This window comes from Sphingomonas yabuuchiae, assembly GCF_014199595.1.
Classification (GTDB): Bacteria; Pseudomonadota; Alphaproteobacteria; order Sphingomonadales; family Sphingomonadaceae; genus Sphingomonas; species Sphingomonas yabuuchiae.
In genome coordinates, this window is record NZ_JACHNX010000010.1 from 79,583 (window position 1) to 103,805 (window position 24,223).

Below are 24,223 nucleotides of genomic sequence, written 5' to 3' on the forward strand. Positions count from 1 at the left end.
GTTCCCGCCTACCATGATTGAAGGGTGTTGCGAGATCGTGGCTTTTGAGAGGCAATCTTTTCGAAGGGCATCGTGCGTGGTGGCTACCCTCCCCCATCCCCTCCCGCCTGCGGGAGGGGCGTGTTCCTGTCAGGCGACACAAACCATCAAAGACGTTGTGGCATGGGCGGGCGGCCCCGTGCACGCCCCTCCCGCAAGCGGGAGGGGATGGGGGAGGGAAAGGTGTCTCACCGAGACTCCCACCCTTATGAAATACAGCTATCCAGCCCCTGCCGCCGCACCACGCCCACATAACGCGCGATCACATTGCCATGTTTGCGCACGAACCCGGTCGGCGCCACCGCAGCACGCTTCTTCGGCAGCGGCAGGACGGCGGCGATCCGTGCGGCCTCGGTCGGTGAGAGGTGCGAGGCGTCATGCCCGAAATAGCGCATCGCCCCGGCATTGGCGCCGTACGTCCCGATGCCCGTCTCGGCGATGTTGAGATACACTTCCATGATCCGCCGCTTGCCCCACAGCGTCTCGATCAGGAAGGTGAACCACGCCTCGAACGCCTTGCGGACGTACCCGCCATTCTGGAACAGGAAGGCGTTCTTCGCGGTCTGCTGGCTGATCGTCGAGCCGCCGCGGATGCGACCGCCCTTGGCGTTGCGATAGGCCGCGCTCGCCATCGCCTTGAAGTCGAAGCCGTTATGGGAACAAAAACGCGCATCCTCGCCCGCGATCGCGGCGCGCGCCATGTCCGGGTCCATCTCGGACAGCGGCATCCAGTCCTTGGTCACGCCATGCCCGCCGATCACGTCCCCCAACATGGTGAAGGTGATCGGCGGCGGCACGAAGCGGTAGATGCCGACCCAGACGACACTGACGATCACAAAGGCGAGCATGGCCTTCAGGGCCCAGCGAGCGATGCGCAACATGGGCGGGGTCCTTAGCGGGGTTTGGCGCACGCGTCACTCGCTCCGCACCCCACGCCGGTTCAGGATTTCAGGGTCTGCGCGATCCAGCGGTCGAACAGCTCGGGCCAGAGCCGGGCAGGCGCGCCTTCCGGAGCGCTCATCGCGCCGAAGCCATGGCCGCCCTTTTCGAAGAAATGCGCCTCGACCGGCACCTTCGCCGCCCGCGCCTGGGTCAGCACGTCGATCGACTGGTCGAGCGGGACCAGGCCGTCATCGACGGCGTGGACCAGGAACAGCGGCGGCGTGCTCGCAGAAATCCGGCGCGGCGTGTCGTAGCGCGCCTTGGTCGCGGGATCGGGATTGGGGCCGAGCAGATTGTCGCGCGACCCCGGATGGGTGTTCGGTGTCGACAGGCTCGCCACCGGATAGACGAGGCCCGAAAAGCGTGGGCGGGCCGATTGCCGGTCGGCGGCGTCGACTGGGTTATAGACCTTGTCGTCATATCCGACGGTCAGCGATGCGGCGAGATGCCCGCCCGCCGAAAAACCGACAATGCCCAGCTTGGCCGCATCGATGCCATAGCGCGCGGCATTGGCGCGGATCAGCCGCATCGCGCGCTGCGCATCTTGAAGCGGCACGTTCGCCTGATCGTCCCACCCTTCCGACGGCAGGCGATAGGATAGTGCGAAGACGGTGATGCCGTGCGGGTTCAACGTCTTGGCGACATCAACCCCCTCATTCTGGATCGACACGAAACCATAGCCGCCGCCCGGGATGGTCAGCACCGCACGGCCATCGGGGCGTTCGGGGCGGAAGACGGCGACGATCGGATTGGCGGTGCCGCGCAGCCACAATTCCTGCCGCCCGGCCGGGCCGTTCATCGACGGATTGGGCTTGGGCAGGGTCGCGCGCGCGCCGGGCGGTCGACCGGGCCAGAGCGGGAAATGCTCGGCGGGGGGCCAGGGCGTCATACCCGGTGCGGCGGGAGCGGTCTGGGCCGCCACGCGGCTGGCCAGCGGCACGGTGGCCATGGCCCCGATCAGAGAGCGTCGGTCGATCATTGGCATCCCCTCATCCTCCGCGCCTGATAGCGCTATATGGGCATCAGGGTGCCGGGGCCGCACGCGCCGATCAAGTGAAAAGGGCGCAAAGAAAAAGGGGCGGAAAGCTTTCGCCTCCGCCCCCCTGTCTCAATCTCGTCTCAATGACCGTATTTCTTGATCCCCCGCCTGCGCAGCTTTTCGCGCTTGCGCCGACGGCTGTACGGGATCGCGAACGCCAACCCGGCAACCAGAACGATGCCGATGATCACATAGGCCAGCTGTTCGCGTTCAAGAAATTCCAGCATTAGTCGAAAATCGCCCCCCAACGACGCTTAACACGCTCCCGCCAGTGACCGCGATGATAGGCGTCCGACGCGAGCAGCGGCATGACCGAACCCGCTTCCGCGAACACCATCTGTTCGAGCGCGGTATCGACCTTGCCCCAGCTAGCCGCTTCCTTGAGCGTCGAGGACGAGCAGGCACCGTCACGAACATCGGCCACCGTGATCTGCACGGCGTACTTGTGCATCTCGACGTCTTCATGGCCCAGGATCTCGGCGCAAACAACCGTGTCCTGAATGAAATTCTTCGGAACGCCGCCGCCGATCATCAGCAGGCCGGTGGTGCCCGCCTTGATCTTTATGTCGGTCAGTTCGCGGAAGTCGGCAATGGCGTCGAGCACCATGTAGGGCTTGCCTTCCTTGGCACGCTCGACCTGATGCTTCACCAGACCGAAACCGGCCGACGAATCAACGAACGCCGGGCAGAAGATCGGCACGTCATGCTCATAGGCGAGCTTGACGAGGCTGTTTTCCTTCTTGCCGTGCTCGACCAGATACTTGCCCATCTCGCGGATGAAGGCGCGGCTCGAATAGGCCTTGGGCTCCAGCGAGTCCGCGATCTTGCCGATCGTGTGGTCGCAGTCCTGCAGCTGCTCTTCGTCGATATAGGTGTCGTAGATGCGGTCGATGTACAGCGAACGCAGCGTGTTATCGTCGGGGATTTCCAGCGCCTGATAATGCTTGTGGCCCAGGCCCTCGAAGAAATCCATGTCGACGATCGACGCGCCGGTGGCGACGATGCCGTCGATCATGTTCGAGCGCAGCAGCTCGGCATAAAGGTCCATGCAGCCGCCCGCCGAGGTCGAACCGGCGATCACCAGGAAGATCGAGCAGTCCTTGTCGGCCAGCATCTGGTTGTAGATGCCGGTCGCGCGCGCCAGGTCGCGGCTGGTGAAGCTCATCTTGCCCATCGAATCGATGATCGGGCGGGCGTCGAACGAAGTGATGTCGATATGCTCGACCACGCTGGAGAGCAGCTCGGCCTTACGGTTGTCGTTGATCGTGTCGGTCATGATGGTTCCATCATCATCGAGAAGCCGTCGTCGTTATTGGGGACGCGGTAACCCGGCTGGCCCGGCTCTGCGCGGGGGCAGTGCCGGTATGCGAAGGGGCCTTATCGCGGTCGAAACCGCAATGCCACCCCATTCCCCTCCCGCCGAAGCGGAAGGGGATAAAGGAGGTGCTAAAGTCGCCGGGTTACAGCTTGACGACGTTCGCCGGACGGGCCTGCTCGACCTCGTCGCGATAGACCGAGAACATCGGCTCGTCGTCGGTCACGACGAACTCGTGACAGGTAAAGCCGTTGAACTGGGTGCGCATGGCCTGGCCGTAAGCCCCCAGCATCCCGATCTCAAAATAATCGCCGGTGTTCGTGTCCGCAGGCAGCGGGAACGGACCCTGCATGAAGTCCAGGTCGTCGCAGGTCGGGCCCCAGAAGCTGAAGTCCATGTCGCGCGCGTCGGAATCCGGCTCGCGCAGCAGCTGGACCGGATATTTCCACCCGATATGCGCCGCATCGAACAGCGCGCCGTACGCGCCGTCATTGATGTACAGCTCGTTGCCCCGGCGACGCTCGACGCGCACCACAACCGACGAGTATTCCGCGCACAGCGCCCGGCCCGGCTCGGCCCAGAGTTCAGCCGAGTAGGACACCGGCAGGCTCTCGAACGCGCGGTGGATCGTCTCGAAGAAACGCTCCAGCGGCGGCGGGGTCATGCCCGGATAGGCCGAGGGGAAGCCGCCGCCGACATCGATCACGTCGACCGTGACGGCCGCCGCGACGATCGCCGCGCGCACCCGCTCCATCGCCGCCGAATAGGCGTCGGGGGTCATGGTCTGGCTGCCGACATGGAAGCAGATGCCCAGCGCGTCGGCGACCTGACGGGTCGCGATCAGCAGGTCCTTCGACTCTTCCAGGCTGACGCCGAACTTCGACCCCAGGCTGAGCTTGGCGTATTCGGACGACACGCGCATCCGGACGCACAGGGTCAGGTCGGTCGCGCCGTTCGTGGCACGGACGATCTTCTCCAGCTCTTCCATGCTGTCGAGCGAATAGGTGCGGACGCCGTGGGTGAAATAGGCTTCGGCAATCGCCTCTTCCGACTTCACCGGATGCATGAAGCAGCAGACGGCCTGCGGGGCGACCGACTTCACCAGACGAACTTCCGCGATCGAAGCGGTGTCGAAATGGGTGATGCCATTGTCCCACAGGATCTGGATCAGATCCGCAGACGGGTTCGCCTTCACCGCGTACATCGAGCGGCCCGGAAACTTCTCGACGAAGAATCGGGCGGCGCGCGCAGCAGCGTGCGGGCGAAGCAGCGTGACCGGATCAGCCGGACGACGCTTGGCGATGTCGATGCCGCGCTCCAGATTGGAGGGGACGGCGGTCGAGTGGGCAGCTAGCCCCAGCGCGCGATGATTCTGGTGCAACTCAAGGGACCTCCAATTGCCGGACGGCATACGGTGACAAAAAGCTGCCTTGCGGTTGGAAGTCCCATGGGGCAGCGGAGGCGCGAAATAGGGTCGGCGTTTTCGAATGTAAAGCGGTAGAAAGCCCGTCGGAGATAAAAAGTGACAATCTTAAGACAACCGACAAAAGCAGGGGTGCGCGACGCCGCAGAGAAGATCGCCCGCATCCTGCCCCCTTCACCAATATTTCCCTTTATTATCAAAGGGAAGATGGTGGTTTTCAAGGCGGAAAACTTGCAACCTGTCGGCGCGTTCAAGCTGCGCGGCGCATGGCACCGGTTAACCGCGTTGGACGCGGATTCGCGGGCGCGGGGCGTCGTCGCCTTCTCGTCCGGCAACCACGCACAGGGAATCGCCTGGGCCGCGCGGCGGCTGGGGATCGCGGCGACGATCGTGATGCCCGCCGATGCACCCGCGTCGAAGCGCGAAGGCACGCTGGCGCTGGGCGCGGAGATCGTCGATTACGACCGGGCGACCGAAAGCCGCGAGAAGATCGCCCGGAGGCTGGCCGAGGCGCGTGGTGCGACGCTGGTGCCCAGCTTCGACGATCCCTGGGTGATCGAGGGACAGGGCTCGGCGGGCATCGAGGCGGCGGCGCAGATGGCCGCGCTGGGCCTGCCCTCGCCCGTCCATGTCGTATCGCCCTGTGGCGGCGGCGGGCTGGCGGCGGGATTGACGCTGGCCCTGCCCGAGGCGCGGATCACGGTGGTCGAGCCCGAGGGCTGGGACGATATGCGGCGCTCGCTGGAGGCCGGGTGGATCGAGCCGGTCGGCGACAACCCGCCGCCGACCGCGTGCGACTCGCTTCAGACGACGCGCGTCTCGCCTCTGACCTTCGAAGTGCTGGCCCGGCGGGGCGCGGAGGGCGTCGCGGTCAGCGAGGCCGAGGTCGCGGCGGCACAACGTTTCGCGGCCGAGCGGCTAAGGCTGGTGGTCGAGCCGGGCGGCGCGGTGGCGCTGGCCGCGCTGCTGGCGGGCAAGTTCACGCCGGCGGACGGGATGCTGATCCTGCTGTCGGGCGGCAATGTCGACCGTGCGGCCTATGCGCGCGTACTGGCGGGCTGATGGAGGGCATTGCGAACGCCGCGCCGGGGCTGGCGATGATCGCCGCCTTCGCCTGTGTGGCGGGCGGTGTCGTCACCATCCGGCGCGGGGATCGGCGGAAAGGCGTGCTGATGCTGGTGATGGGGGTGGTGCTGGTCGGGAATGTGCTGATCTGGACGATGTGAAGGGCGGCAGAGAAAAGCCCCTCCCCTTCAGGGGAGGGGTTGGGGTGGGGCTTTTCCAAGGGCGTGGCATGTGAGGAAGCGCCCCACCCCCTGCCCCTCCCCTGAAGGGGAGGGGTGAAACCTTTAAGCGAACAGCCGCGCCAGGCTGCGCTCAAGCATCAGCATCTGCCACAGCGTCCGGCCATGTTCCGCACGCCCCGCGCGGTGATCGGCCGCCAGCCGCCCCAGTTCGGTCAGGTCGAACCAGCCGGTCTCGCGCAGCAGCCCGGATTTCTCCAACCGCGCCGCCTCGTCCGCCAGCGCGCCGCGGAACCACGCGCTGATCGGCGTCACGAAGCCCATCTTGGGCCGATAGAGGATGTCGCGCGGCAGATAAGGCTCCAGCACCTTCTTCATCAGCCATTTGCCCTGCCCGCCCCGCAACCGCATCGAGACGGGCAGGCGCGCGGCATATTCGACCAGCCGGTGATCGAGCAGCGGCTCGCGCGCTTCCAGCCCGACCGCCATCGACATGCGATCCGTCTTGGTCAGGATATCGCCGGGCAGCCATATCTTCATATCGGCATATTGCACCCGGTCCATCGCATCGCGTGCGGGCGCGTCGCGCATCGCGGCGATATAGCGATCCTCCGCCCGGTGCCCCCCGAGCGCCGCCTTCGCCTCGGCGGAGAACAGCCGCGCGCGCGCCTCCGGCCCCGTCACGCCGACCGCACGGGCATAGGCCTCCGCTCCGTCCATCCCCAGGGCCTGCAACGTCGTCTTGGCGCGCAGGGGACGCGGGGCCCAATCGGCCTTGGGGTAGAGGCGGCCCAGCGTCCCGAACACGTTGCGGCGGAATTCCGCCGGGAACAGGCCGCGTACCCGCTCCTCGCCCGCGTGGAAAATGTGGCGGCGATAGCCCATCAGGATTTCGTCCGCGCCGTCGCCCGCCAGCGCCACCGTGACATGCTGCCGCGCCATCTCGCACAGCCGATAGGTGGCCAGTGCCGAGGCATCGGCAAAGGGCTCGTCGAACTGCGCGACCAGCGTGTCGATCAGCGCGAAATCGTCCGGCTGGACGACCCGCTCGGCATGGTCGGTGGCGAAGCGCTGGGCGATGATGCGGGCATGGCTGCGTTCGTCCAGGCCCGCCTCGTCGAAGCCGATGGTGCAGGTCCGCACGGCGCGCGGGGACGCCTCCGCCATCAGCGCGACCACGCCCGAGCTGTCGACGCCGCCCGACAGGAACGCGCCCAGCGGCACATCGGCGACCATGCGGCTGACCACGCCCTCGCGCATCCGGGCGATCAGCCCCTCGCCCAGTTGCGCCACCGATCCGCTTTCGCGGTTCGAGAAATCGACGTCCCACCATTGGCGCGGCCGGGGGATGGCGCGGCCACGCTCGATCAGCAGGAAATGACCGGCGGGCAGCTTGTGGACGCCTGCGACCATGCTGGCATCGTCGGGTACATAGCCAAAGGCCAGATAATCCTCGACCGCGCAGATATCGGGGCGGCGGCGGAACAGCGGATGCGCCAGCACCCCCTTCATCTCCGAGGCGAAGGCGACCGCGCCATCGGGCAGTTCGGCCCAGTGGAGCGGCTTCACCCCCAGCCGGTCACGCGCCAGGAACAGCGCCCCCGCCTTTGCGTCATGCACGGCAAAGGCGAACATGCCGACCAACCGGTCGAGCATCGACGGACCCCAGTGTCGCCAGCCGTGCAACAGCACCTCGGTATCGCCATCGGTGTGGAACACCGCGCCCTTGCCGCGCAATTCCTCGCGCAGCTCGCGATAATTATAGATTTCGCCGTTGAAGCAGACCGCGACCTCGCCATCCACCATCGGCTGGGGCGATCCCGCCACGTCGATGATCGACAGCCGGGCATGGGCAAAGCCGACGCCGGGCGCGGTCCAGATCCCCTGCCCGTCCGGCCCGCGATGCGCCTGCGCGCCGATCATCGCCCGCAGCCGGGCGGGATCGACCGGCTTGGGCGTGGCGGGATGAAAGAGACCGGCGATACCGCACATGGGGGTTCAGCGCCGCCCCGTCAGGCGGTCGGCAAAGCCATCGACCGGGCCCAGCGCGCGGACGAACGCTTGAATCGCGCGGGGGTCGTCGCCCTCGCTCGACACATGCACCGCCACCGCCGTCTGGCGTTGCCCCAACAGCCGGGCCTTCATCGTTTCCAGTTTCACGCGCCGCATATCCGGGGTCAGCCTATCGCCGATCCGGTACCATGTCGCAACGTCGCGCTCGACCGACTGGCCGGTCGGCCCCGTCGTGGTCAGGCGCATGGCGTCGCCGCCCGCGATCCGGCCCAGGTCGGCAACGCGGATCCAGCGATCATCCTCGTGCAGCACGCCCGTCCCGAACGCGCCCAGCTTACCGCCCTCGCGCTGACGGGAGAAGACGCCGACCGCCAGATCGACCTGATGCCCCTGCCCGTCGCGATAGCTGCGCAACAGCACCGCATCGGCGCCCGGATAATGGGGGCTCCACGGTGTCCCCTGCTGCGCCGGGGCCCAGCCGGGCACGTCGAGCAAGGTCATGCTGGCGGGCAGCACCGCCGCGCGCGATCCGGCAAAACCGCTCCAGCTGGGAAAGACCGCCGCGATCGCCACCACCAGCAGCGCGGCGAGCAGCGGGTCGATACGGTGGCGGGGCATGGCCGACAGCCGCGCCGGATCGAAGGCGGGATCATCGGGCGAACGGTCGAAGAATTGCCACCCGATCGCCAGCACCGCCGCCATGACGATCGCAAAGAACACCCAGCCGAAAATGATATGATCAACCCCGCCCGCCACCTCGATCGAGGTCTTGTCGGCGGCGAAGATCGTCCCCCAGGCGCGCACGCCATTGGCAAGGACCGGCACGATCAGCGACACGATCATGAAGACCGCCCGCCGCCAGGGCGAGCGGAAACACAGATTGGCGACCAAAGCGGCAAACGCCACCATGGCCAGGACGAACTTCGACCCCGAACAGGCCTCCGCCACCTCGAACCAATAGCGCCCCGCATGGATCAGCACCCCGTCGGCCGAGGCGGGAATGCCGCTCCAGTCGAGCAGCGGCATCACGATCGAGACCGTGATCTGCTGGAGCGGCTTTTCCAGCTCCGCGCCGAACGGCACCAGGAACCAGGCATAGGCGAGCGGGAACAGCATGCCCCGCGCGACCATCGGGCCGAGCAGGGTCAGGACCGCGCCCTCCAGCATCGCGACCAACCCCAGCTGGCGGACCAGCGCGACCGTGGCCGACTCGCCCAGCAGCCATAACACCCCGCCGCCCGCCACCACGAACAGTCCCGGCCACCAGGCGGCCGGGGTCAGTCGCGCCAGTTCGGCGCGCCGCTGCCAGATCAGCCAGCCGACGACCGGCCCGATGAACAGGCAATGGCCATAGGTCGTGCTGGTCCACCAGATGTCGACCAGATGCGCGACATCGGCGCGGAACAGCAGCAACAGGGCCAGCGCCGTCCCGGCCAGCAGCGCGAGGGGATAGGTCCAGCGCCCCGGCCTCGCCCGTTCGCCCCCTTTGGCCATATCCCCGGCGGTCACGCGGCCATGGCCCCCAGCAATCGGTCGAGCGGCGCCAGCCGCGCCGTCCAGTCATAGCGCGCCAGCACCTGCGCGCGCGCCGCCGGATTGTCGGCGGGGCCGTTCAGCGCGGCGATGACCCGCTCGGCAAAGTCGCGGTCGTCGCCCGCCACCGCGATCGTGCCGCCATGGTCGATCCCCTCCGCCGCCGCCACGGACGCGACGATCGGCCGGGCCATGGCCATCGCCTCCAGAAGTTTGTTCTGAATCCCCCGCGCCAGATCGAGCGGGGCGACGCAGACGGCGGCGCGCACCAGCCAGATCCGGGTGTCGGGCACTTCGCCGGTGACGATCACCGCCTCGCTTGCCAGCCGCCGGACTGCCGGGGTCGGCGCGCGGCCGACAATGGCGAAACGCGCCGCCGGGCAGGCCGCACGGACCAACGGCAGGATATACTCGGCAAAGCGTGTCACCGCGTCGATATTGGGGCGGTAGTCCATCTGCCCAGTGAAGACGATCAGCGGGCCGTCGGACGCCCCGGGGTCGATAGCGGCGGGGTCATAATGGCTGGCGTCGATCCCGTTCTCGACCGCAAGGACATTCCCCTGCCCCCCGCCGGAGCGGAACAGCGCGGCTTCCGCCTCGCTGACGAACAGGGTCGCGGCGACGGATTGCGCGACTTGGCGTTCGTAGCGGCCGAGCAGACGGCCCTCGCGTTTCAGAACGGACCGCATCCCCGGCTTGGCCGACTTAGCGAGGCTGGCAAACTTGACGGAATCGACATCGACCATATCCATGATCGTCGGCTCGTCCCCGCGATACTGGGCCATCTGGCCGGAAAAGATATAGGTCGCGCCGATGGGGCGGCGCGCCCGTACGTCCGCCACCGCGCGCATCATGCCGGGATGGGCGAAGGCGGTCAGCGAGATGGGTTTGCCGGTCCCCAGCGCCTGCACCGCCGCCACCGGCATCGGCTTGGTCCGGCGCAGGATATGATGGCTGGCAAGTTCGGCGCGCAGTTCGGGCGGCAGTTCCTCTTCCCCCGCCTGCTCGGCAAAGGCGCAGAGATGGACGCGCCAGTCGCGCGCCAGATGGCGCAGCACATGATAGCTGCGGATCTTGTCGCCGCGATCGGGCGGAAAGGGCGCGCGGTGCGCGAGGAACAGCAGGTCCTTCAACCCAGGCCCCGCGCGATGGGCGGCCCGACGATCTGCGCGACACGGACCGGCAGGCGCTTCCACACCGCGATCATCAGCGCATATTTGGGGTTGAGCGGGTTGATCGCGCGCGGGCCGTGGACGCTGCGGCTGGCATAGACCAGCGTTTGCCCCTCGAACCCCCAATTCTTCTTGAACGCCGCCGCCCCCGTCCCGACCTTCGACCGGCCGAAGTCGAAGCTGTGGCAGCCGCGCTGCCGGGCGTGGCGCATCAGCGCGAAATACATCAGGTCGTTGGCGCGCAGCCCCCGTGCCGCCTGCGTTCCCCCGCCCCAATAGGGATAGACGGTGCCGCCATGATAGAGGTTGAGCACGCTCGCCACCGCCCGCCCGCCATGGCGCACGGTCAGCACATCGGCGTCGAGCCGCGCCACCGCCTCGCGGAACAGCTTCGCCGGGAAGACGGGCGTGCCGAGATTGCGGACCGACTCGGCATAGACGCGGTAATGCTCGGCGAGCATCCGGGGATCACGGCCGGTGACGACCTCCAGATCCTGCGACAGCGCCTTGCGAAGCTCGGCCCGCTGCTTGCGAGGGATGGCCTTCATCTCGGCCTCGTCATCCGACGCAATGGAACGGACGAAGCCCAGATAGCTGTCCGCATCCGCCGTCCAGCCGTTCGGCACCGGACCGCCACGCAGCTCGACCGACTCGATGCCCTTATCTGCCGCCAAGGCCCAGGCCGCATCGGCCAGCGCCTCGACACCCTCGCCCAGCACGCCGCCATCGACGCCGAAGCCGGTCGACACCATCGCGGCGCCGAACAGGGGCGAGCGGATTTCGCTGAGCGGCAAAACGCCGACAATCGCACCGTCAGCCCCTTCGGCCACCAGATAATGCGCCGTCTGGCCGCAGCCCTTCGCCCCCGCCTTCAGCCAGCCGGTCAGGTGAAAGGGCGTCCCCTCCGCCTGTGCGCCGACAAAGGCATCGATCCGCGCGCACTCCGCCTCGCTCGCCAGATCGGCGACGCGGATCGTCGGCGCGGACGCGCTCATGCTAGCCGCGCCGCTTCCTCGGCCGCGACCTGATCGACGCGGCCCCAGTCGTGACGACCAAGCAGCCCGCGCAGCTTGCCCGCCATCGCGCCCAAACGGCTGTAATGACGCACACGCGAGCGCAGCGGCGCATGGGCGACGCGTGGCTGGTCGGGGTCGACCTCCCAGGGGTGAAAATAGAAGATCGCGCCGTGGCGGTCGCGATTGACCTGCCCGACCGCGATATCGGTCAACTTGGCGGGCAGCATCCGGAAGAAGCCGCCGCCGGTCGCCAGCCGTTTGCTGCCCCACTGCGCCACCGTCACGGGCAGTTCGATCAGCCCGGAGTCCGCCAGCGGCCGCCAGGCATAGCGCGGCGATTCCGCCCAGCCATAATGGTCGTGGCGCAGCGGCGCGACGCTGGAGGAATACAGATACCCCGCCTCGGCCAGCACGGGATGCGCCCAGGGGGTACGCGTATCGATCGAGAAGCTCGGGGCGCGGTATCCGGTGACGGCCTGCCCGCCCGCATCCTCGATCGCCGCCTTGGCGCGGGCCAGATCGGCGCGGAACTGGTCGGCGGTCATGGTGAAGACGCGCTGATGGTCCCAGCCATGGCTGGCCATCTCATGCCCCGCCGCCACGATGCGGCGGATCAGCCCGGGATGGCGATGCGCCACCCAGCCGAGCGTGAAGAAGGTCGCACGCGTGCCCGCCTCGGCGAACAGCGACAGGACGGCGTCGGTATTGGCCTCGACCCGGCTGTCCAGCCGGTCCCAGTCGCCCTTGTCGATCGTGCGCTCGAACGCGCCGACCTGAAACCATTCCTCGACATCGACCGACATGCCGTTGAGCGGCAAGGATTTTACTCCAAGCTCAGGCGGCATGGCCCCAGGCTCCCGGTCGGATCGTGGCTCCGGCTTCGCGACGGTCCTCGCCGCGATTGTCGATCTCGGACCAGTCGACCAGCAAGGTCAGGACCCGGCGCAGCGCCGCCTCCTGCTGCTCCAGCCGCGCTTCGAGTTGCGCGATGCGGCTTTCCAGCGCGGCATCGGTCGAGGGCTTGGCCGCGGGCACCGGCTCCTCCGCCGCAACGGGCGGCGGCGCGGCGGGGGTGGGCATCGGACGCAGGGAAACCGGCTCGGGTGCGGGCGGCGGGGCGACGACGCGGTGCGTGCTGCGCGGGGCCGGCTGGCTCTCGGGCATCACGCGGGTGATCGGATCGACTCGCGTCGGGGCGACCGTCGCATGACCGTTCAGGCCCAGCCCGGTGCGCAGCGTGCCCGCCGAGAATAGCGGATCGCCCAACCGCGCCGCGCTGTCGAAGATCGGGGCCACGGGCTCAGGCTCGGGCGCGATCGGCATCGGGGCCTCGCGCCCTGCGCCCATATCGGCGGCCATGTCGGCGGCGACGCTCTCGACCGTCTGGCGGCCGATCAGTTCGACACCCTCGATCGCGGCCTGCAGCAGGACACGGCCCGCCAGCACGTTCAACCGGCGCGGAACCCCGCCCGAGGCATCGTACAGCGCGTCGAAGGCGTCGGCGGCGAAATCGGGACGGCCCGTCCAGCCCGCGACCGCCAGGCGATGCGCAATGTAATCGGGGACCTCCTCGGGCTCCATCGGATCGAGGTGATGGATAGCGATGACGCGCTGGCGCAGCTGCTCGACGGCGGCCGAGCCCAGCAGGCGTTCGCGAAATTCGGGCTGCCCGACCAGCAGGATCTGGAGCAGCGCATGGCCGCCCGCCTGGAAGTTGGACAGCATGCGGAGTTCTTCGAGCGAGGCGAGCGGCAGCGCCTGCGCCTCGTCGACGATCAGCAGGATGCGGCGGCCCTCACGCGCCACGCCGTTCAGCGCGCGTTCGATCGCGGCGAGCAGCGCGGCCTTGGTCAGCCCCTGTGCATCGACGCCCAGTTGCCCAGCCACGACGCGCAACAGGTCCTGCGGCTCGACGGCGGTGGACACGATGTGCAGGACGCGCAGACGCTTGGTATCCAGCGTTTCGACAAGATGGCCGACCAGCGTGGTCTTGCCCGCACCGACATCGCCGGTGATGACGATAAAGCCCTCACCCTGCGCCAGCCCATAGCCCAGATAGGCCATCGCCTTGCCATGGGTCGCCGTCTGGAACCAGAAACGCGGGTCCGGCGTCAGTTGAAACGGGCGTTCGCCCAGACCGAAATGGGTCTCGTACATCATCGTGCCTTTCGGCCGGTCAGAATTGATACCGTGCGGCGATCAGGGCCTGTGCCGACAGGGCACTGGACAGGTCGCCGACCTGGAAGTGGTACAATCCAACCGACGCGGTTGTTCCGAGCCGACCGAAGTTGCGGTAATAGCTGGCGGTCGACCCCAGCGATACCACGTCCTCGGCCCCCGCCAACCTAGAGACGTAATAGTTAACGAAGCCATTCACGTTAAGCCCCGAATTGGGACCGAAGGCACGGCCGAGGAAAATCTGGCCGTAATAGCTGTCGTCCTGCACGCCCGAGACGATCAGGCCCGGCGCCCCGTCCGGCGCGAACAGGCGTCGGCTGGTATAGCCCAGCCCCGCCCCCAGCGTGGAGCGTCCCCGCTGATAGGACACCGCCATGTCCAGCCCGCGCGCGCGGTAGACGGCGGTCTGCACCGATTGCAGCGCGTCGTTCAGGCACCCGCCCGGCGACGCCCCCCCCGCCGAGAAGGTGCAGCCGTTGAACTGCTGCGCAAAGACGTCGCGCGTCTCGACGAAATTGGTCGGCAGGTTGGACAGCCCGTTGCGCAGCTGGCGGCCGAATGTCTGGATGCCGTCATACACCGCCGCCTGGAACACGATGTCGCGTGCTGCTTGATAGCGCGCCATGCCGGTGACGCTGAGCGAGCCGTAACGCTCGCCGACATGTGCCTCGACCGAGGTACGGCGATCGGGTCGCCAGATCACGCCCGCGTCGTAATAGACGCCGTCCGTACGATAGGCGATCCGGCGCGGCCCCGTAGGGTTGGTGATGAAGCGGCCCTGGCTGTCGACCAGCGGGCGTCCGGCGGCATCCACCTCGGGATCGCGCTGGCTCGACTCGATCCGCTCGTAACCGACACCGGCGGTCAGCGCGACATAGGGCGAAATCGGCTTCAGCACGTCGCCGCGCACGAACCAGCCCTCGTAACGCTGCGAAAGTTGCCCGGCATCGTCGCGCTCATAGGCGGCGTTGGCGGACAGGCCGACCGGCGCGATCGACCCCGGCCGCGCCGTGGCGCTGACGGTGGCGACGTGGTTCCAGCTGTCGCGGAAATAGTCGAGTCGAGGCTGATCGGCCGCCACGCTGCCCAGACCCGGCGTCTCGGCACGGGTATAACCCAGCCGGTAATTCGCACCGATCTGCACCGGCCCCGCCCGCGTGGTCAGCGAAGGCCCGGCAAAGACCGAATAGATTTGCGAGATGTTGGCGATATTGCCGACCAGCACGCCGGGCGCCTCGCCGCGAATGTCGGCGCGCGTCCGGGTCGCCAGCGCCCCCGCCTCCAGCCGCAGCTCTGGCGTGATGGCATAGGAGCCTCTCGCCAGCCCGCTATGGATATCCCCGCCCACGGCCCGGTCGCCCCAGCCGATGCGGTGTTCGTAGCGATAGCTGACCTGCCCCTGCGCCCGCGCGGTCTGCACCTCGGCATTCACGCCCGCCGCCAGCGTCGTATAGGTGACGGCATCGCCGCGTGTCAGGTCGGCAACCAGGCCTTGCCCGACCTCGACATAGGGGGCCAGATGCGCGCGGCGACGCTGCGGCACATTGGTACGCGCCCCGCGCCCATTGTCGCCCCGATCGGTGGCGGACGGCTCGGTCGAGCCATCGCCTTGCGCGGTGGAGGCGGCACCACCCGCGACCGGCACGCCCTGAACCTGTGCGGAAAGCGCGCCCGGCCAGGCGGCCAGCACCCAGACCAGACCGACAAGGGCGGGCCGCGTCACCGTCACGGCGCGCCGTCCTTGCCATATTTGCCGTAATAGCCGAACCGGCGGCTGCCCGGCACGAAGGCGACGCTGTTCAGCACCAGCTGGATATGGTCGCACGCATCGAGCAGCGCGATGGCGGCTCCGACTTCGCTTTCGGGCGTACGGTCCGCACGGACGACCATCATCACCTGCCCGGCCAGCATCGCCAACACCGAGGCGGGGGACGCCGCCAGCACAGGCGGCGAGTCGAAGATCACCAGACGACGCGGATTGGCCGACAACAGCCGCTGCACGACCGCGCGGGTGCGGGCCGAGGCGAGCAACTCGGTATCATTGGCGGTCCGGGTGCCGCAGGGCAGCACCGCCAGATGCGGCACATCGGTGCGCATCACCAGCGATTCGACATCGATGCTGCCATCGACCAGCGCATCGAGCAGCCCCGGCCCCTCGCTGAGGCCCAGCCGCCCCAACACATCGGGCTTGGCGACATCGGCGTCGATCAGCAACACCTCGGTATCGCGCTCCGCCGCCAGCGACAGGGCGAGGTTCACCGAGCAGAAGGTCTTGCCGTCCTGCGGCCGGGCCGAACAGACCAGCACGACCCGCGCCTTGTCCTCGTCGCCGCCCTCGACCAGCCGCTGGCTGGTGATGATCAGCTGGCGCTTGACCAGCCGGAACTCCTCGGCCAGCGGGCCGATCGGCGCGCCGGGCACGATCATGCCGTTTTCCGCCAGCATCGCGCGGTCGACCATCGCGACGTCGGAAAAGCCCGGACTATATTCGGTCGCCAGAAACTCGTCGTCGCCCGGCTGCGCCAGGAACTCCGCCGGAATGCCGCTCAACGAGGGATCGAACGGGGGATGGTCGGCATAGGACGGCTCAGGATCGTCATATGCCACCGGGCCGGGCGGCGCAGCGTCGACCGGCAGGGCGTCGATTAGAGGGGCGTCGACCGGCGGGGCGGGCGGCGTCCGTTCCGGTTCCTCGGCCAGCGGTGTGGGCGCGGGCGCGTCGGGCACGTCACGCACCTCGGGCACACGCACATAGGACTGGAAATCATAGACGTTCGCCGCGCGTTCGAGCAGCGACGGTTCCCGGCGGGGTCTGGTGGGTTTCACGTTTTCGTTCACGCGGCCATTCCCCGCTGCAATAGCTCGATAACCAGGACCAGCCCATAGGCCGCGCCCAGCGCCGCCGTCCCGCCGAGGAACAGTTTCAGCCGCTGCGCCCGCGCCGTCGCCTGGCCGCGCGTCACGACCTCGCCGATCGCGCCGATCACCGGCATGCCCATCGTGCGCTGGAGGGATTGCGGGGTGGTGAAGGTCTGGCGCAGCTTGGACAGGGCAAAGGCCGAGCCCACGCCCAGACCCAGCCCGGCGGCGAAGACCCCGGTCAGGAGCAGCAGGCGATTGGGTGCGCTCGGTGCGCGCGGATAGGTCGGCGGATCGATCACGCTGAACCGCATCGAGTCGGTCTGGTTCTGCGCCTGACCGCGCAGGGCCACTTGCTCACGCTGCCGCAGCAACTGGTCGTAACTGTCTTTCAGGACTTGATAATCGCGGTCTATCGCACCTTGCGCAGCGGCCGCCTCGGGATCGGTCGCCAAGCTGGCGTTCAACCGGTCGAGGTCGTTCTGCAACTGGCTCTTGCGGATCTTCAGGCTGGCGAGCTGCGACTGTTTTTCCGCCGCCATCGACTGGAGCGACATGTAGAGCGGATTGGGCTGCCCCCCTGCCACGCCCCCGGCGGGCTCGGCCTTGGCCGCGGCCTGTGCGGCGGCCAGTTGGTTGCGCAGCGCGATCACGTCTGGATGGTTTTCGGTATAGCCGCGCGCGCGGGCATCGGCGAGCTGGCCCTGGAGCGTCGCCAGCCGCGCTCGCGCCGGGCCGACCGCCGCGCCGCCGCCTTCGCTGACCGTGCGCGGGGTGGCGGCCAGCTGACCCTGTACCGCCGCGAAGCTGGACTGCGCCGCCGCCAGATCGCTGTCGACCTGCGCCATCTGCGAACGGGCCAGGCCGATCCGATCGGCGACCGATCCGCTGCCCGGCAGGCCGCCCGCGAACTGGTTCAGATACTGGGCGCGCTTGGCCTCGGCGATCTGGAGCTGTTTCTGCCGTTCGCTCAACTGCTTGTCGAGGAAGGTCAGGCTCTGATTGGTGGTGTTGCGATCGCCGAGCAGGTTCGATTCGACGAAGATGTCGATCAGCTTCTGCGCAACCTGCTGCGCCAGCTTGGGGCTGGACTGGGTGACGGTCAGCTGGAAGATGGTGTCCTGCTGGTTCTCGATCTTGATCGACTGCGCCAGCTGGGCGACCCGCGCGGCGACATCGGCGTCGCTCGACACCGTACTGGCCAGATCGGTGCCGCGCACGACCTTTTGCAGGTTGATCGCCGAGATCAGCGTCTGGCGGACCCGGTCGACCGAATCCATCTGGCTGTTCGGCCCGGTCGACATGCCGTCGGGCAGGATCTGCGAATTCTGGACCGCGATGCGCGCGCGGGATTCATATTTGCTGGGAATCTGGGCGACGAACAGCCACCCCAATATGCACACCGCCCATGCCACCGCCAGCGCCAGCCAGCGGCGTATCCATATCGCATGGAGGGCGATCCGGATCTCGTCCTGAATACTCGACACGCGCCCGCTGCCTCAGAACATCGATTCGGGGATGATGATGACGTCGCCCGGCTCCAGCCGGACATTCGCCGTCGAGTCCCCCTTGCGGAGCAGATCGTTGATCTGGAGCGCATATTCGCGTTGCTTGCCGGTCTCGCGGTCGGTGCGCACCAGCTTGGCCTTGTTGCCCGCCGCGAACTGGTTCAGCCCTCCCACCGCGATCATCGCGTCGAGCAGCGTCATATTGGCGCGGTACGGAATGGAGGCGGGCCGCTCGGTCGCGCCGACGATCCGCACCTGCTGGCTGTAGGTGCCCGAAAAATTCTCGACGATTACCGACACGATCGGGTTGGAGACATATTCGGACAGCGCCTTTTTCAGGTCGTCCTGCAACATGGCGGGCGTCTTGCCGACGGCGGGCATGTCGTTGACCAGCGGCGTGGTGATGCGGCCGTCGGGGCGCACCTGCACCTTGGTCGAAAGGTCCGGGTTGCGCCATACGAAGATGTTCAGGGTATCCAGCGGGCCGATGACATATTCCTCGCCCGGCTGTTCCTTGCGTGCGACATAACCGGCCGAGGGCAGCTCGGTCTTGGTCCCGGCCGTCGAACAGGCGGTCAGCGTCGAGGCGCAAAGGCCTGCGATCAAGAGGGGGCGGGCGAACGATGCCATGCGAATGGTACTCCTGAACCCCTCCTCTCCCAGGATACGGAGACGAAAGGCAAATTGCGCAATGTCGCTATGCCACCCAAGTGGTGAACAGAGCGTTATGCCGGTGCGCCGAGCGTCTCAGCAGCGGGGGGATGGCCAAGAAACGCCGAAGGGCTGGCGGTGGCTCCATAGGCCCCGGCCAGAAACACCGCGACGATATCGCCGACCTGCGCCACCGGGAGCGCGACCCGGTCGCCCAGCCGGTCGAGCGGGGTGCAGAGCGGCCCCACGACCGACACCGTCTCGACCGGCTCGGCCCCCATCGCATGGGCGACCGCCAGCGGATAGTTGCGCCGGACGACGGTACCGAAATTGCCACTGGCCGCCAGCTGGTGGTGCAGCCCGCCGTCGAGGATCAGGAAGGTCTCCCCCCCGCTGTCCTTGCGATCGATCACCCGCGCCAGATAGACGCCGGACTCGGCGACCAGCCAGCGGCCGAGTTCGATCGCGAAACGGCTGTCGCCCAGAATGGCGGGCCGGGTTGCCAGCGCCCGCTCCAGCGCCGCCCCGACCGTCTCCACCGGCAGCGGCTTGTCCCCTGCGAAATAGGGCACGCCGAACCCGCCGCCCAGGTTGACCAGTGGCGGCGTCGCCCCCGCTGCATCCGCCAGCCGCGCGGCGAGCGCGATGGTCGCCCCTTGCGTGTCGATGATCGCCTGCGGATCGAGCGCCTGGCTGCCCGCATAAATGTGGAAACCGCGCCAGTCGGCCCCCGCCACGATCAGCTCGCGGACCAGCGGCGGCACCCGCTCGGCATCGATACCAAAGGGCGAAGGGCGCCCGCCCATCTTCATGCCCGAGCCACGCAGTTCGACATCCGGGTTGACCCGGACCGCCAGACGCGGACGCACGCCCAGCCCCTCCGAGATGGAGAGCGCACGCCGCGCCTCACCCTCCGACTCCAGGTTGACTGTCACGCCCGCGCGGATGGCGGCGGTCAGTTCGGCATCGCGCTTGCCGGGGCCTGCGAAACTGACCGGCTTACCGAGCGGCGCGACCTTGGCCAGCTCGCCCGCCGAAGCGACGTCGAACCCGTCGACCATCGCCGCCATCGCCGCCAGCAACGGCACGAAGGGATTGGCCTTGATCGCGTAGTGAAGGTCGATCGACGGGAATGCCGCGCGAAACCGCGCGACGCGGCTGGCGACGATAGCCGGGTCATAGACGAAGACCGGCCCTTCCCTGCCCTCCATCCACGTCTCGGCGCTCCGCCCGGCGATGGTCAGCGCGCCGGTCTGGGCGGCGAATTCGGGGGGGATCGGCCCCATCGGCTTCATGACGCTCTATCCTTCTCGGCCCAGTCCCGGCGCAGCGCGGCGCGGTCGAGCTTGCCATTGGCGTTGCGGGGCAGCGCGTCGGCCCAGGCGATGTGCGACGGCTGCATGAAATTGGGAAGGTCGCGCTTCAGCCGCGCGCGCAAGCTTGGCTCCTGCACCGGATCACCGGCGAGGATCAGGACGATCGCCTGCCCCTGCGCTTCGTCGGCAATGCCGAACGCCACCGCTTCGCGTGCCTCGTGACCGGCCAGCGCGGCTTCCTCGACCTCCTGCGGGCTGATCCGATTGCCGGAAACCTTGATCATCTCGTCATCGCGCCCGACGAAGCGGAGCAGGCCGTCCGCCCCCTCGACCACCGTATCGCCCGACCAGACCGCGCGCGCATGATCCGGCGTCGGGCGGAAACGCTGCGCCGTCCGCTCGGCATCACGCCAATAGCCCTGTGCGACCAGCGGCCCGGCATGGACCAGCTCGCCCGGCTCGCCCGGTTCGGCCCGGCTGCCATCGGGGCGCAGCACCATCACCTCGGCAAAGGGAATGGCGCGGCCGATCGCATCGGGGTGCGCGTCGATCAATGCGGGATCGAGATAGGTCGAGCGAAACGCCTCGGTCAGGCCGTACATCGCATAGAGATCCGCCGCCGGGAATAAGGCCCGCAGCCCCCGCACCAGTCGCGGCGTCAATGCCCCGCCCGAATTGGTCAGCCGCCGGATCGAGGCGATCGCTTCCTCGGGCCAGTCGATGCCCAGCAACTGCGTCCAGAGCGGCGGCACACCCGCCAGCGTCGTCGCGCCGTAACGCACGACCGCCTTCACCACGTCACGCGGGGTGAGATAGTCGAGCGGCGCCACCGCGCACCCCGCGACCCAGGTCGAGAAAAGCTGGTTCTGGCCATAGTCGAAGCTGAAGGGCAGGACACCCAGCACCCGGTCGTCGGGCGTCAGCTTCAGATACTGCGCGACCGATATCGCGCCATACCAGAGATTGGCATGGCTCAGCATCACCCCCTTGGGCCGCCCGGTCGAGCCGGAGGTATAGAGGATCGCCGCCAGCGAATCCGTCTCCGCCGTCGAACGGGGCAGCGCATCGCCCTGTCCGGCCTCGGTCATCACCGCCACGCCGCCGGGCACATCGCCATCCGCCAGCGTCGCGGCGCGGGGCGCATGGGTCAGCAACATCGCCGCCCCGCTGTCGGACAGGATATGCGCAACCTGTGCGCGTTTCAGCAGCGGGTTGATCGGCACATGCACCAGCCCGGCGCGCGGTGCGGCCAGCGGCATCAGCGCGGATTGCCACGTCTTGGGCAGCCACGTCGCCACCCGTGCGCCGGGGGCAAAGCCCTGTGCCGCCAGCCATCCGGCCAGACGCGCGACCGCCTCCTCCGCCTCGGCAAAGCTCAGTCCGCCCTCACGGCCGAGCAACGCCGGGGCATCGCCCGCCCCGCGCAAGGCATGGTCGATCGGATACGCGGACGGATCGATGGTCATCGCGCCATCTATCAGTGCGGACAAGGCAAAGTCGAGCGGGCGCCCCGCAGTCGAGGATGCAATCAGCGTCGAGAATGAAAACCGGGCGCCAGCCCTCCCCCAACCCCCTCCCGCCTGCGGGAGGGGGCTTTGTCTGGCCGTGCGCTTGGCCCCCAAACCTCTCCCCTCCCGCAGGCGGGAGGGGTCGGGGGAGGGCATGGGTCTCATGCTCTTTCCCCAAATCCCACACCCGAACCGGCCGCAACCAATCAGCGTCAGGAAAGAGAAACCGAGCGCCGCCCCTCCCCCAAACCCCCTCCCGCCTGCGGGAGGGGGCTTTGTCTGGCCGTGCGCTTGGCCCCCACCTCTCCCCTCCCGCAGGCGGGAGGGGCCGGGGGAGGGCTTCGGTCTCATGCTCTTTCCTAAAGCACCACACCCGAACCGGCCGCGACCAACCAGCGTCAGGACAGGAAACCGAGCACCTCCCCTCCCCCAACCCCCTCCCGCCTGCGGGAGGGGGCTTTGCCTGGCCTTACGCTTGCCCCCACCTCTCCCCTCCCGCAGGCGGGAGGGGTCGGGGGAGGGCCTGGGTCTCCGACGCTTGCTCGGACACCAAACGTCACGCCAACACCCGTTGCCCAACGCCCCCCACCGCACTAACGCTGTCGCAAACATTACAAAGAGCAGGGCGACAGGGTTTGGAACTCCAGACAAACGGGCAAGTGGAAGCGGCAGTGCGCGGCGTACTGGCCGATGTGCTGGGTCTGTCGGCCGAGCGCGTGGACGGTTTCGACGCGGACACGCCGCTGTTCGGTGCGCTGCCCGAGCTGGACTCGATGGCGGTCGCGGGCGTGCTGACCGAGTTGGAGGATCGCCTGGGTATCCTGATCGAGGATGACGAGGTCGACGGTGAGATGCTGGAGACGTTCGGCCAGCTGGTCGCCTTCGCGCAATCCAAGGCGGGCGCTTGATCGACTATTATGACTGGCCCGGCGGGCGCGAGGCGATGGTGCGCTTCGGCCCGGCGCAGGGGCCGGTCGTGCTGGTTGCATTGCCCTTCTGGGAGGAAGCGAACCGGACGCGCAGCGTGGCGGTCGCGATGCTGCGGCGGCTGGCCGATCACGGCATCGGCGGCGCGCTGCCCGACTGGCCGGGCACGGGCGAGAGCCTGATCCCCACCGAGAATGCCAGCATCCTGCAATGGCGCGACGCGCATCAGGCGGCGGCGGAGGCGCTGGGCGACCGGCCCTGTTACGCCGTGTCGATCCGGGGCGGCGCACTGGTCGACGGCTTCGCGCTGCTGGCCGGGCGCTGGCACCTGACGCCGATGACGGGCGAAGCGGTGCTGCGCGACGTGATCCGGGTACGCGCGGCGGCGGGGCTGCGCGGCGACGAACATGGCGTGTTCGGCGCGGAGTCGCCGGTCCGGGTCGCGGGCAACCGGGTTTCCCCGCATTTCCTCGCCGGGCTGGCGGGGGCCGAACTCCACGACCAGCCGGGCGTGCCGCGCCGCGTCGTGCGGCTGGGCCATGACCGTGCCCCCGCCGACCGCGTGATCGATGCGGTCCCGCCCTGGCGCCGGGCCGAGCCGCAGGAAGACCCCGCACTCGCCGCCCTGCTGGCCGAGGATATCGCGCAGTGGATCGCGTCATGCGAAGGCTAATCTCCTTCCCCTGCGAGGGGGCGACGCTGATCGGCACGCTGGACGAAGCGGACCGCGACACCGGCCTGATGATCGTCTCCGGCGGCAACGAGCCGCGCATGGGCGCGCATCGGGGGCAGGCGATGCTGGCGGCACGGATCGCGGCCCATGGCTATCCGGTATTCCGCTTCGACCGGCGCGGTGTCGGCGACAGCGAGGGCGCCAATGGCGGCTGGACATCGAGCGGCCCCGATATCGCTGCCGCCGTCGACGCCTTTGCCGATGCCGCGAACCTGAGCCGGATCGTCGGCTTCGGCAATTGCGATGCCGCCGCCGCGCTGGCGATGTTCGGCGCGGACGCCGGGTTCGCCAAGGTCCTGCTCTCCAACCCGTGGTTGTCGGAGGAACCCGACGCGCTGCCCCCCGCCGCCGCAATCCGCCGCCATTATGCGAAGAAGCTGGTCAACCCGGCCGAATGGCTGCGGCTGGCGCGCGGTGCGGTCGATCTGGGCAAGCTGCGCCAGGGGCTGACCAAAATCGCCGCCGCCCCCCCGCCCCTCGACGCAACGGCCGCGCCGCTGATCCGCGCGATCCATGGCTGGGCCGAGGATGCGGCGATCATCGTGGCGCAGGGCGATGCGACCGGGGTCGCCTTCCGCGCCGCCGCACGCGGGCACGGCTTTGCCATCGAGACGCTGGCAACGGACTCGCACAGCTATGCCGATGCGATGGACGCGCTGGAAAAGGTGATCCTCGCCCATCTGGCGCGGGCCGGATCGGACGGAGCGACGCCTTTGCACGACGGGGACACGGAACTCGAAAATACAGATTAACGCGTTTTAAGATCAGGATTTTTTCCGGAACGCCTCCCTGCCCCGCCCATTGGAT

22 protein-coding genes are annotated in these 24,223 nt (G+C 68.2%); 5 read left to right on the forward strand and 17 right to left on the reverse strand.

From position 1 onward, the window contains the following. Window positions 1-245: 245 nt before the first annotated feature. The 5 genes from mtgA to GGQ89_RS13190 form a co-directional block, all read right to left on the reverse strand. The gene (gene mtgA, locus GGQ89_RS13170; RefSeq protein ID WP_184106110.1) at window positions 246-920 is read right to left on the reverse strand and encodes a monofunctional biosynthetic peptidoglycan transglycosylase; all 675 of its coding nucleotides are present in this window, start codon (window positions 918-920) and stop codon (window positions 246-248) included. Window positions 921-979: 59 nt separating this feature from the next. After that, on the reverse strand, window positions 980-1,960 hold the full coding sequence (locus tag GGQ89_RS13175) for an alpha/beta hydrolase (RefSeq protein WP_184106111.1): 981 nt from the start codon (window positions 1,958-1,960) through the stop codon (window positions 980-982). Window positions 1,961-2,100: 140 nt separating this feature from the next. Continuing rightward, window positions 2,101-2,247 (reverse strand): hypothetical protein, encoded by a 147-nt coding sequence (locus tag GGQ89_RS13180; protein ID WP_167345458.1) that lies wholly within the window; start codon window positions 2,245-2,247, stop codon window positions 2,101-2,103. Beyond that, the gene (locus GGQ89_RS13185) at window positions 2,247-3,296 is read right to left on the reverse strand and encodes a 1,9-bis(guanidino)-5-aza-nonane synthase (protein ID WP_184106112.1); all 1,050 of its coding nucleotides are present in this window, start codon (window positions 3,294-3,296) and stop codon (window positions 2,247-2,249) included. Before GGQ89_RS13185 ends, GGQ89_RS13180 begins: the two co-directional genes overlap by 1 nt. Window positions 3,297-3,480: 184 nt before the next feature. Beyond that, window positions 3,481-4,716 (reverse strand): type III PLP-dependent enzyme domain-containing protein, encoded by a 1,236-nt coding sequence (locus GGQ89_RS13190; protein WP_082442148.1) that lies wholly within the window; start codon window positions 4,714-4,716, stop codon window positions 3,481-3,483. A gap of 141 nt (window positions 4,717-4,857) precedes the next feature. Between GGQ89_RS13190 and GGQ89_RS13195 the strand changes: the two genes are divergently transcribed. Both GGQ89_RS13195 and GGQ89_RS13200 read left to right on the forward strand, forming a co-directional pair. Then, window positions 4,858-5,820: a pyridoxal-phosphate dependent enzyme gene (locus tag GGQ89_RS13195; RefSeq protein ID WP_184106113.1), complete on the forward strand. Its 963-nt coding sequence runs from the start codon at window positions 4,858-4,860 to the stop codon at window positions 5,818-5,820. Next, on the forward strand, window positions 5,820-5,984 hold the full coding sequence (locus tag GGQ89_RS13200; protein ID WP_184106114.1) for a hypothetical protein: 165 nt from the start codon (window positions 5,820-5,822) through the stop codon (window positions 5,982-5,984). Before GGQ89_RS13195 ends, GGQ89_RS13200 begins: the two co-directional genes overlap by 1 nt. A 123-nt stretch (window positions 5,985-6,107) precedes the next feature. Here the strand turns inward: GGQ89_RS13200 and GGQ89_RS13205 are convergent, their stop codons facing one another. From GGQ89_RS13205 to GGQ89_RS13260, 12 genes are all read right to left on the reverse strand, one after another. Continuing rightward, complete coding sequence (locus GGQ89_RS13205) at window positions 6,108-7,994, reverse strand: XrtA/PEP-CTERM system amidotransferase (RefSeq protein ID WP_184106115.1); 1,887 nt, start codon at window positions 7,992-7,994, stop codon at window positions 6,108-6,110. Window positions 7,995-8,000: 6 nt separating this feature from the next. Next, complete coding sequence (gene xrtA, locus GGQ89_RS13210) at window positions 8,001-9,524, reverse strand: exosortase A (RefSeq protein ID WP_338112298.1); 1,524 nt, start codon at window positions 9,522-9,524, stop codon at window positions 8,001-8,003. Beyond that, window positions 9,521-10,681, reverse strand: a complete 1,161-nt coding sequence (locus tag GGQ89_RS13215) for a TIGR03087 family PEP-CTERM/XrtA system glycosyltransferase (RefSeq protein ID WP_184106116.1) — start codon at window positions 10,679-10,681, stop codon at window positions 9,521-9,523. Before GGQ89_RS13215 ends, xrtA begins: the two co-directional genes overlap by 4 nt. Continuing rightward, window positions 10,678-11,715, reverse strand: a complete 1,038-nt coding sequence (locus tag GGQ89_RS13220; protein WP_184106117.1) for a FemAB family XrtA/PEP-CTERM system-associated protein — start codon at window positions 11,713-11,715, stop codon at window positions 10,678-10,680. The genes GGQ89_RS13215 and GGQ89_RS13220 overlap by 4 nt, the downstream gene beginning before the upstream one ends. After that, window positions 11,712-12,581, reverse strand: coding sequence for an XrtA system polysaccharide deacetylase (locus tag GGQ89_RS13225; protein ID WP_184106118.1), 870 nt, complete (start codon window positions 12,579-12,581; stop codon window positions 11,712-11,714). The genes GGQ89_RS13220 and GGQ89_RS13225 overlap by 4 nt, the downstream gene beginning before the upstream one ends. After that, window positions 12,571-13,893 (reverse strand): ExeA family protein, encoded by a 1,323-nt coding sequence (locus GGQ89_RS13230; RefSeq protein ID WP_184106119.1) that lies wholly within the window; start codon window positions 13,891-13,893, stop codon window positions 12,571-12,573. Before GGQ89_RS13230 ends, GGQ89_RS13225 begins: the two co-directional genes overlap by 11 nt. A 19-nt stretch (window positions 13,894-13,912) precedes the next feature. Next, on the reverse strand, window positions 13,913-15,643 hold the full coding sequence (locus GGQ89_RS13235; RefSeq protein ID WP_184106120.1) for a TonB-dependent receptor: 1,731 nt from the start codon (window positions 15,641-15,643) through the stop codon (window positions 13,913-13,915). After that, a complete protein-coding gene (locus GGQ89_RS13240) occupies window positions 15,640-16,740 on the reverse strand; it encodes an AAA family ATPase (RefSeq protein ID WP_184106121.1) in 1,101 nt (366 codons plus the stop codon). The genes GGQ89_RS13235 and GGQ89_RS13240 overlap by 4 nt, the downstream gene beginning before the upstream one ends. Window positions 16,741-16,748: 8 nt before the next feature. Beyond that, on the reverse strand, window positions 16,749-18,260 hold the full coding sequence (locus GGQ89_RS13245; protein WP_184106122.1) for an XrtA system polysaccharide chain length determinant: 1,512 nt from the start codon (window positions 18,258-18,260) through the stop codon (window positions 16,749-16,751). 12 nt (window positions 18,261-18,272) lie between these two features. Further along, window positions 18,273-18,917 (reverse strand): XrtA/PEP-CTERM system exopolysaccharide export protein, encoded by a 645-nt coding sequence (locus tag GGQ89_RS13250; protein WP_056434045.1) that lies wholly within the window; start codon window positions 18,915-18,917, stop codon window positions 18,273-18,275. Between the two features lie 89 nt (window positions 18,918-19,006). Next, complete coding sequence (locus GGQ89_RS13255; protein WP_184106123.1) at window positions 19,007-20,227, reverse strand: pyridoxal-dependent decarboxylase, exosortase A system-associated; 1,221 nt, start codon at window positions 20,225-20,227, stop codon at window positions 19,007-19,009. Then, on the reverse strand, window positions 20,224-21,714 hold the full coding sequence (locus GGQ89_RS13260; RefSeq protein ID WP_184106149.1) for an AMP-binding protein: 1,491 nt from the start codon (window positions 21,712-21,714) through the stop codon (window positions 20,224-20,226). Before GGQ89_RS13260 ends, GGQ89_RS13255 begins: the two co-directional genes overlap by 4 nt. Before the next feature lie 677 nt (window positions 21,715-22,391). On the opposite strand from GGQ89_RS13260, the gene GGQ89_RS13265 reads away from it, so the two are divergent. From GGQ89_RS13265 to GGQ89_RS13275, 3 genes are read left to right on the forward strand one after another with little or no spacing between them, the layout of a single operon-like run. Further along, on the forward strand, window positions 22,392-22,664 hold the full coding sequence (locus GGQ89_RS13265) for an acyl carrier protein (protein ID WP_184106124.1): 273 nt from the start codon (window positions 22,392-22,394) through the stop codon (window positions 22,662-22,664). Continuing rightward, the gene (locus tag GGQ89_RS13270; protein ID WP_184106125.1) at window positions 22,661-23,356 is read left to right on the forward strand and encodes an alpha/beta hydrolase family protein; all 696 of its coding nucleotides are present in this window, start codon (window positions 22,661-22,663) and stop codon (window positions 23,354-23,356) included. Before GGQ89_RS13265 ends, GGQ89_RS13270 begins: the two co-directional genes overlap by 4 nt. Next, entirely contained in the window at window positions 23,344-24,168 is an 825-nt protein-coding gene (locus GGQ89_RS13275) for a hydrolase 1, exosortase A system-associated (RefSeq protein ID WP_184106126.1), read from the forward strand. Before GGQ89_RS13270 ends, GGQ89_RS13275 begins: the two co-directional genes overlap by 13 nt. Window positions 24,169-24,223 lie beyond the last annotated feature (55 nt).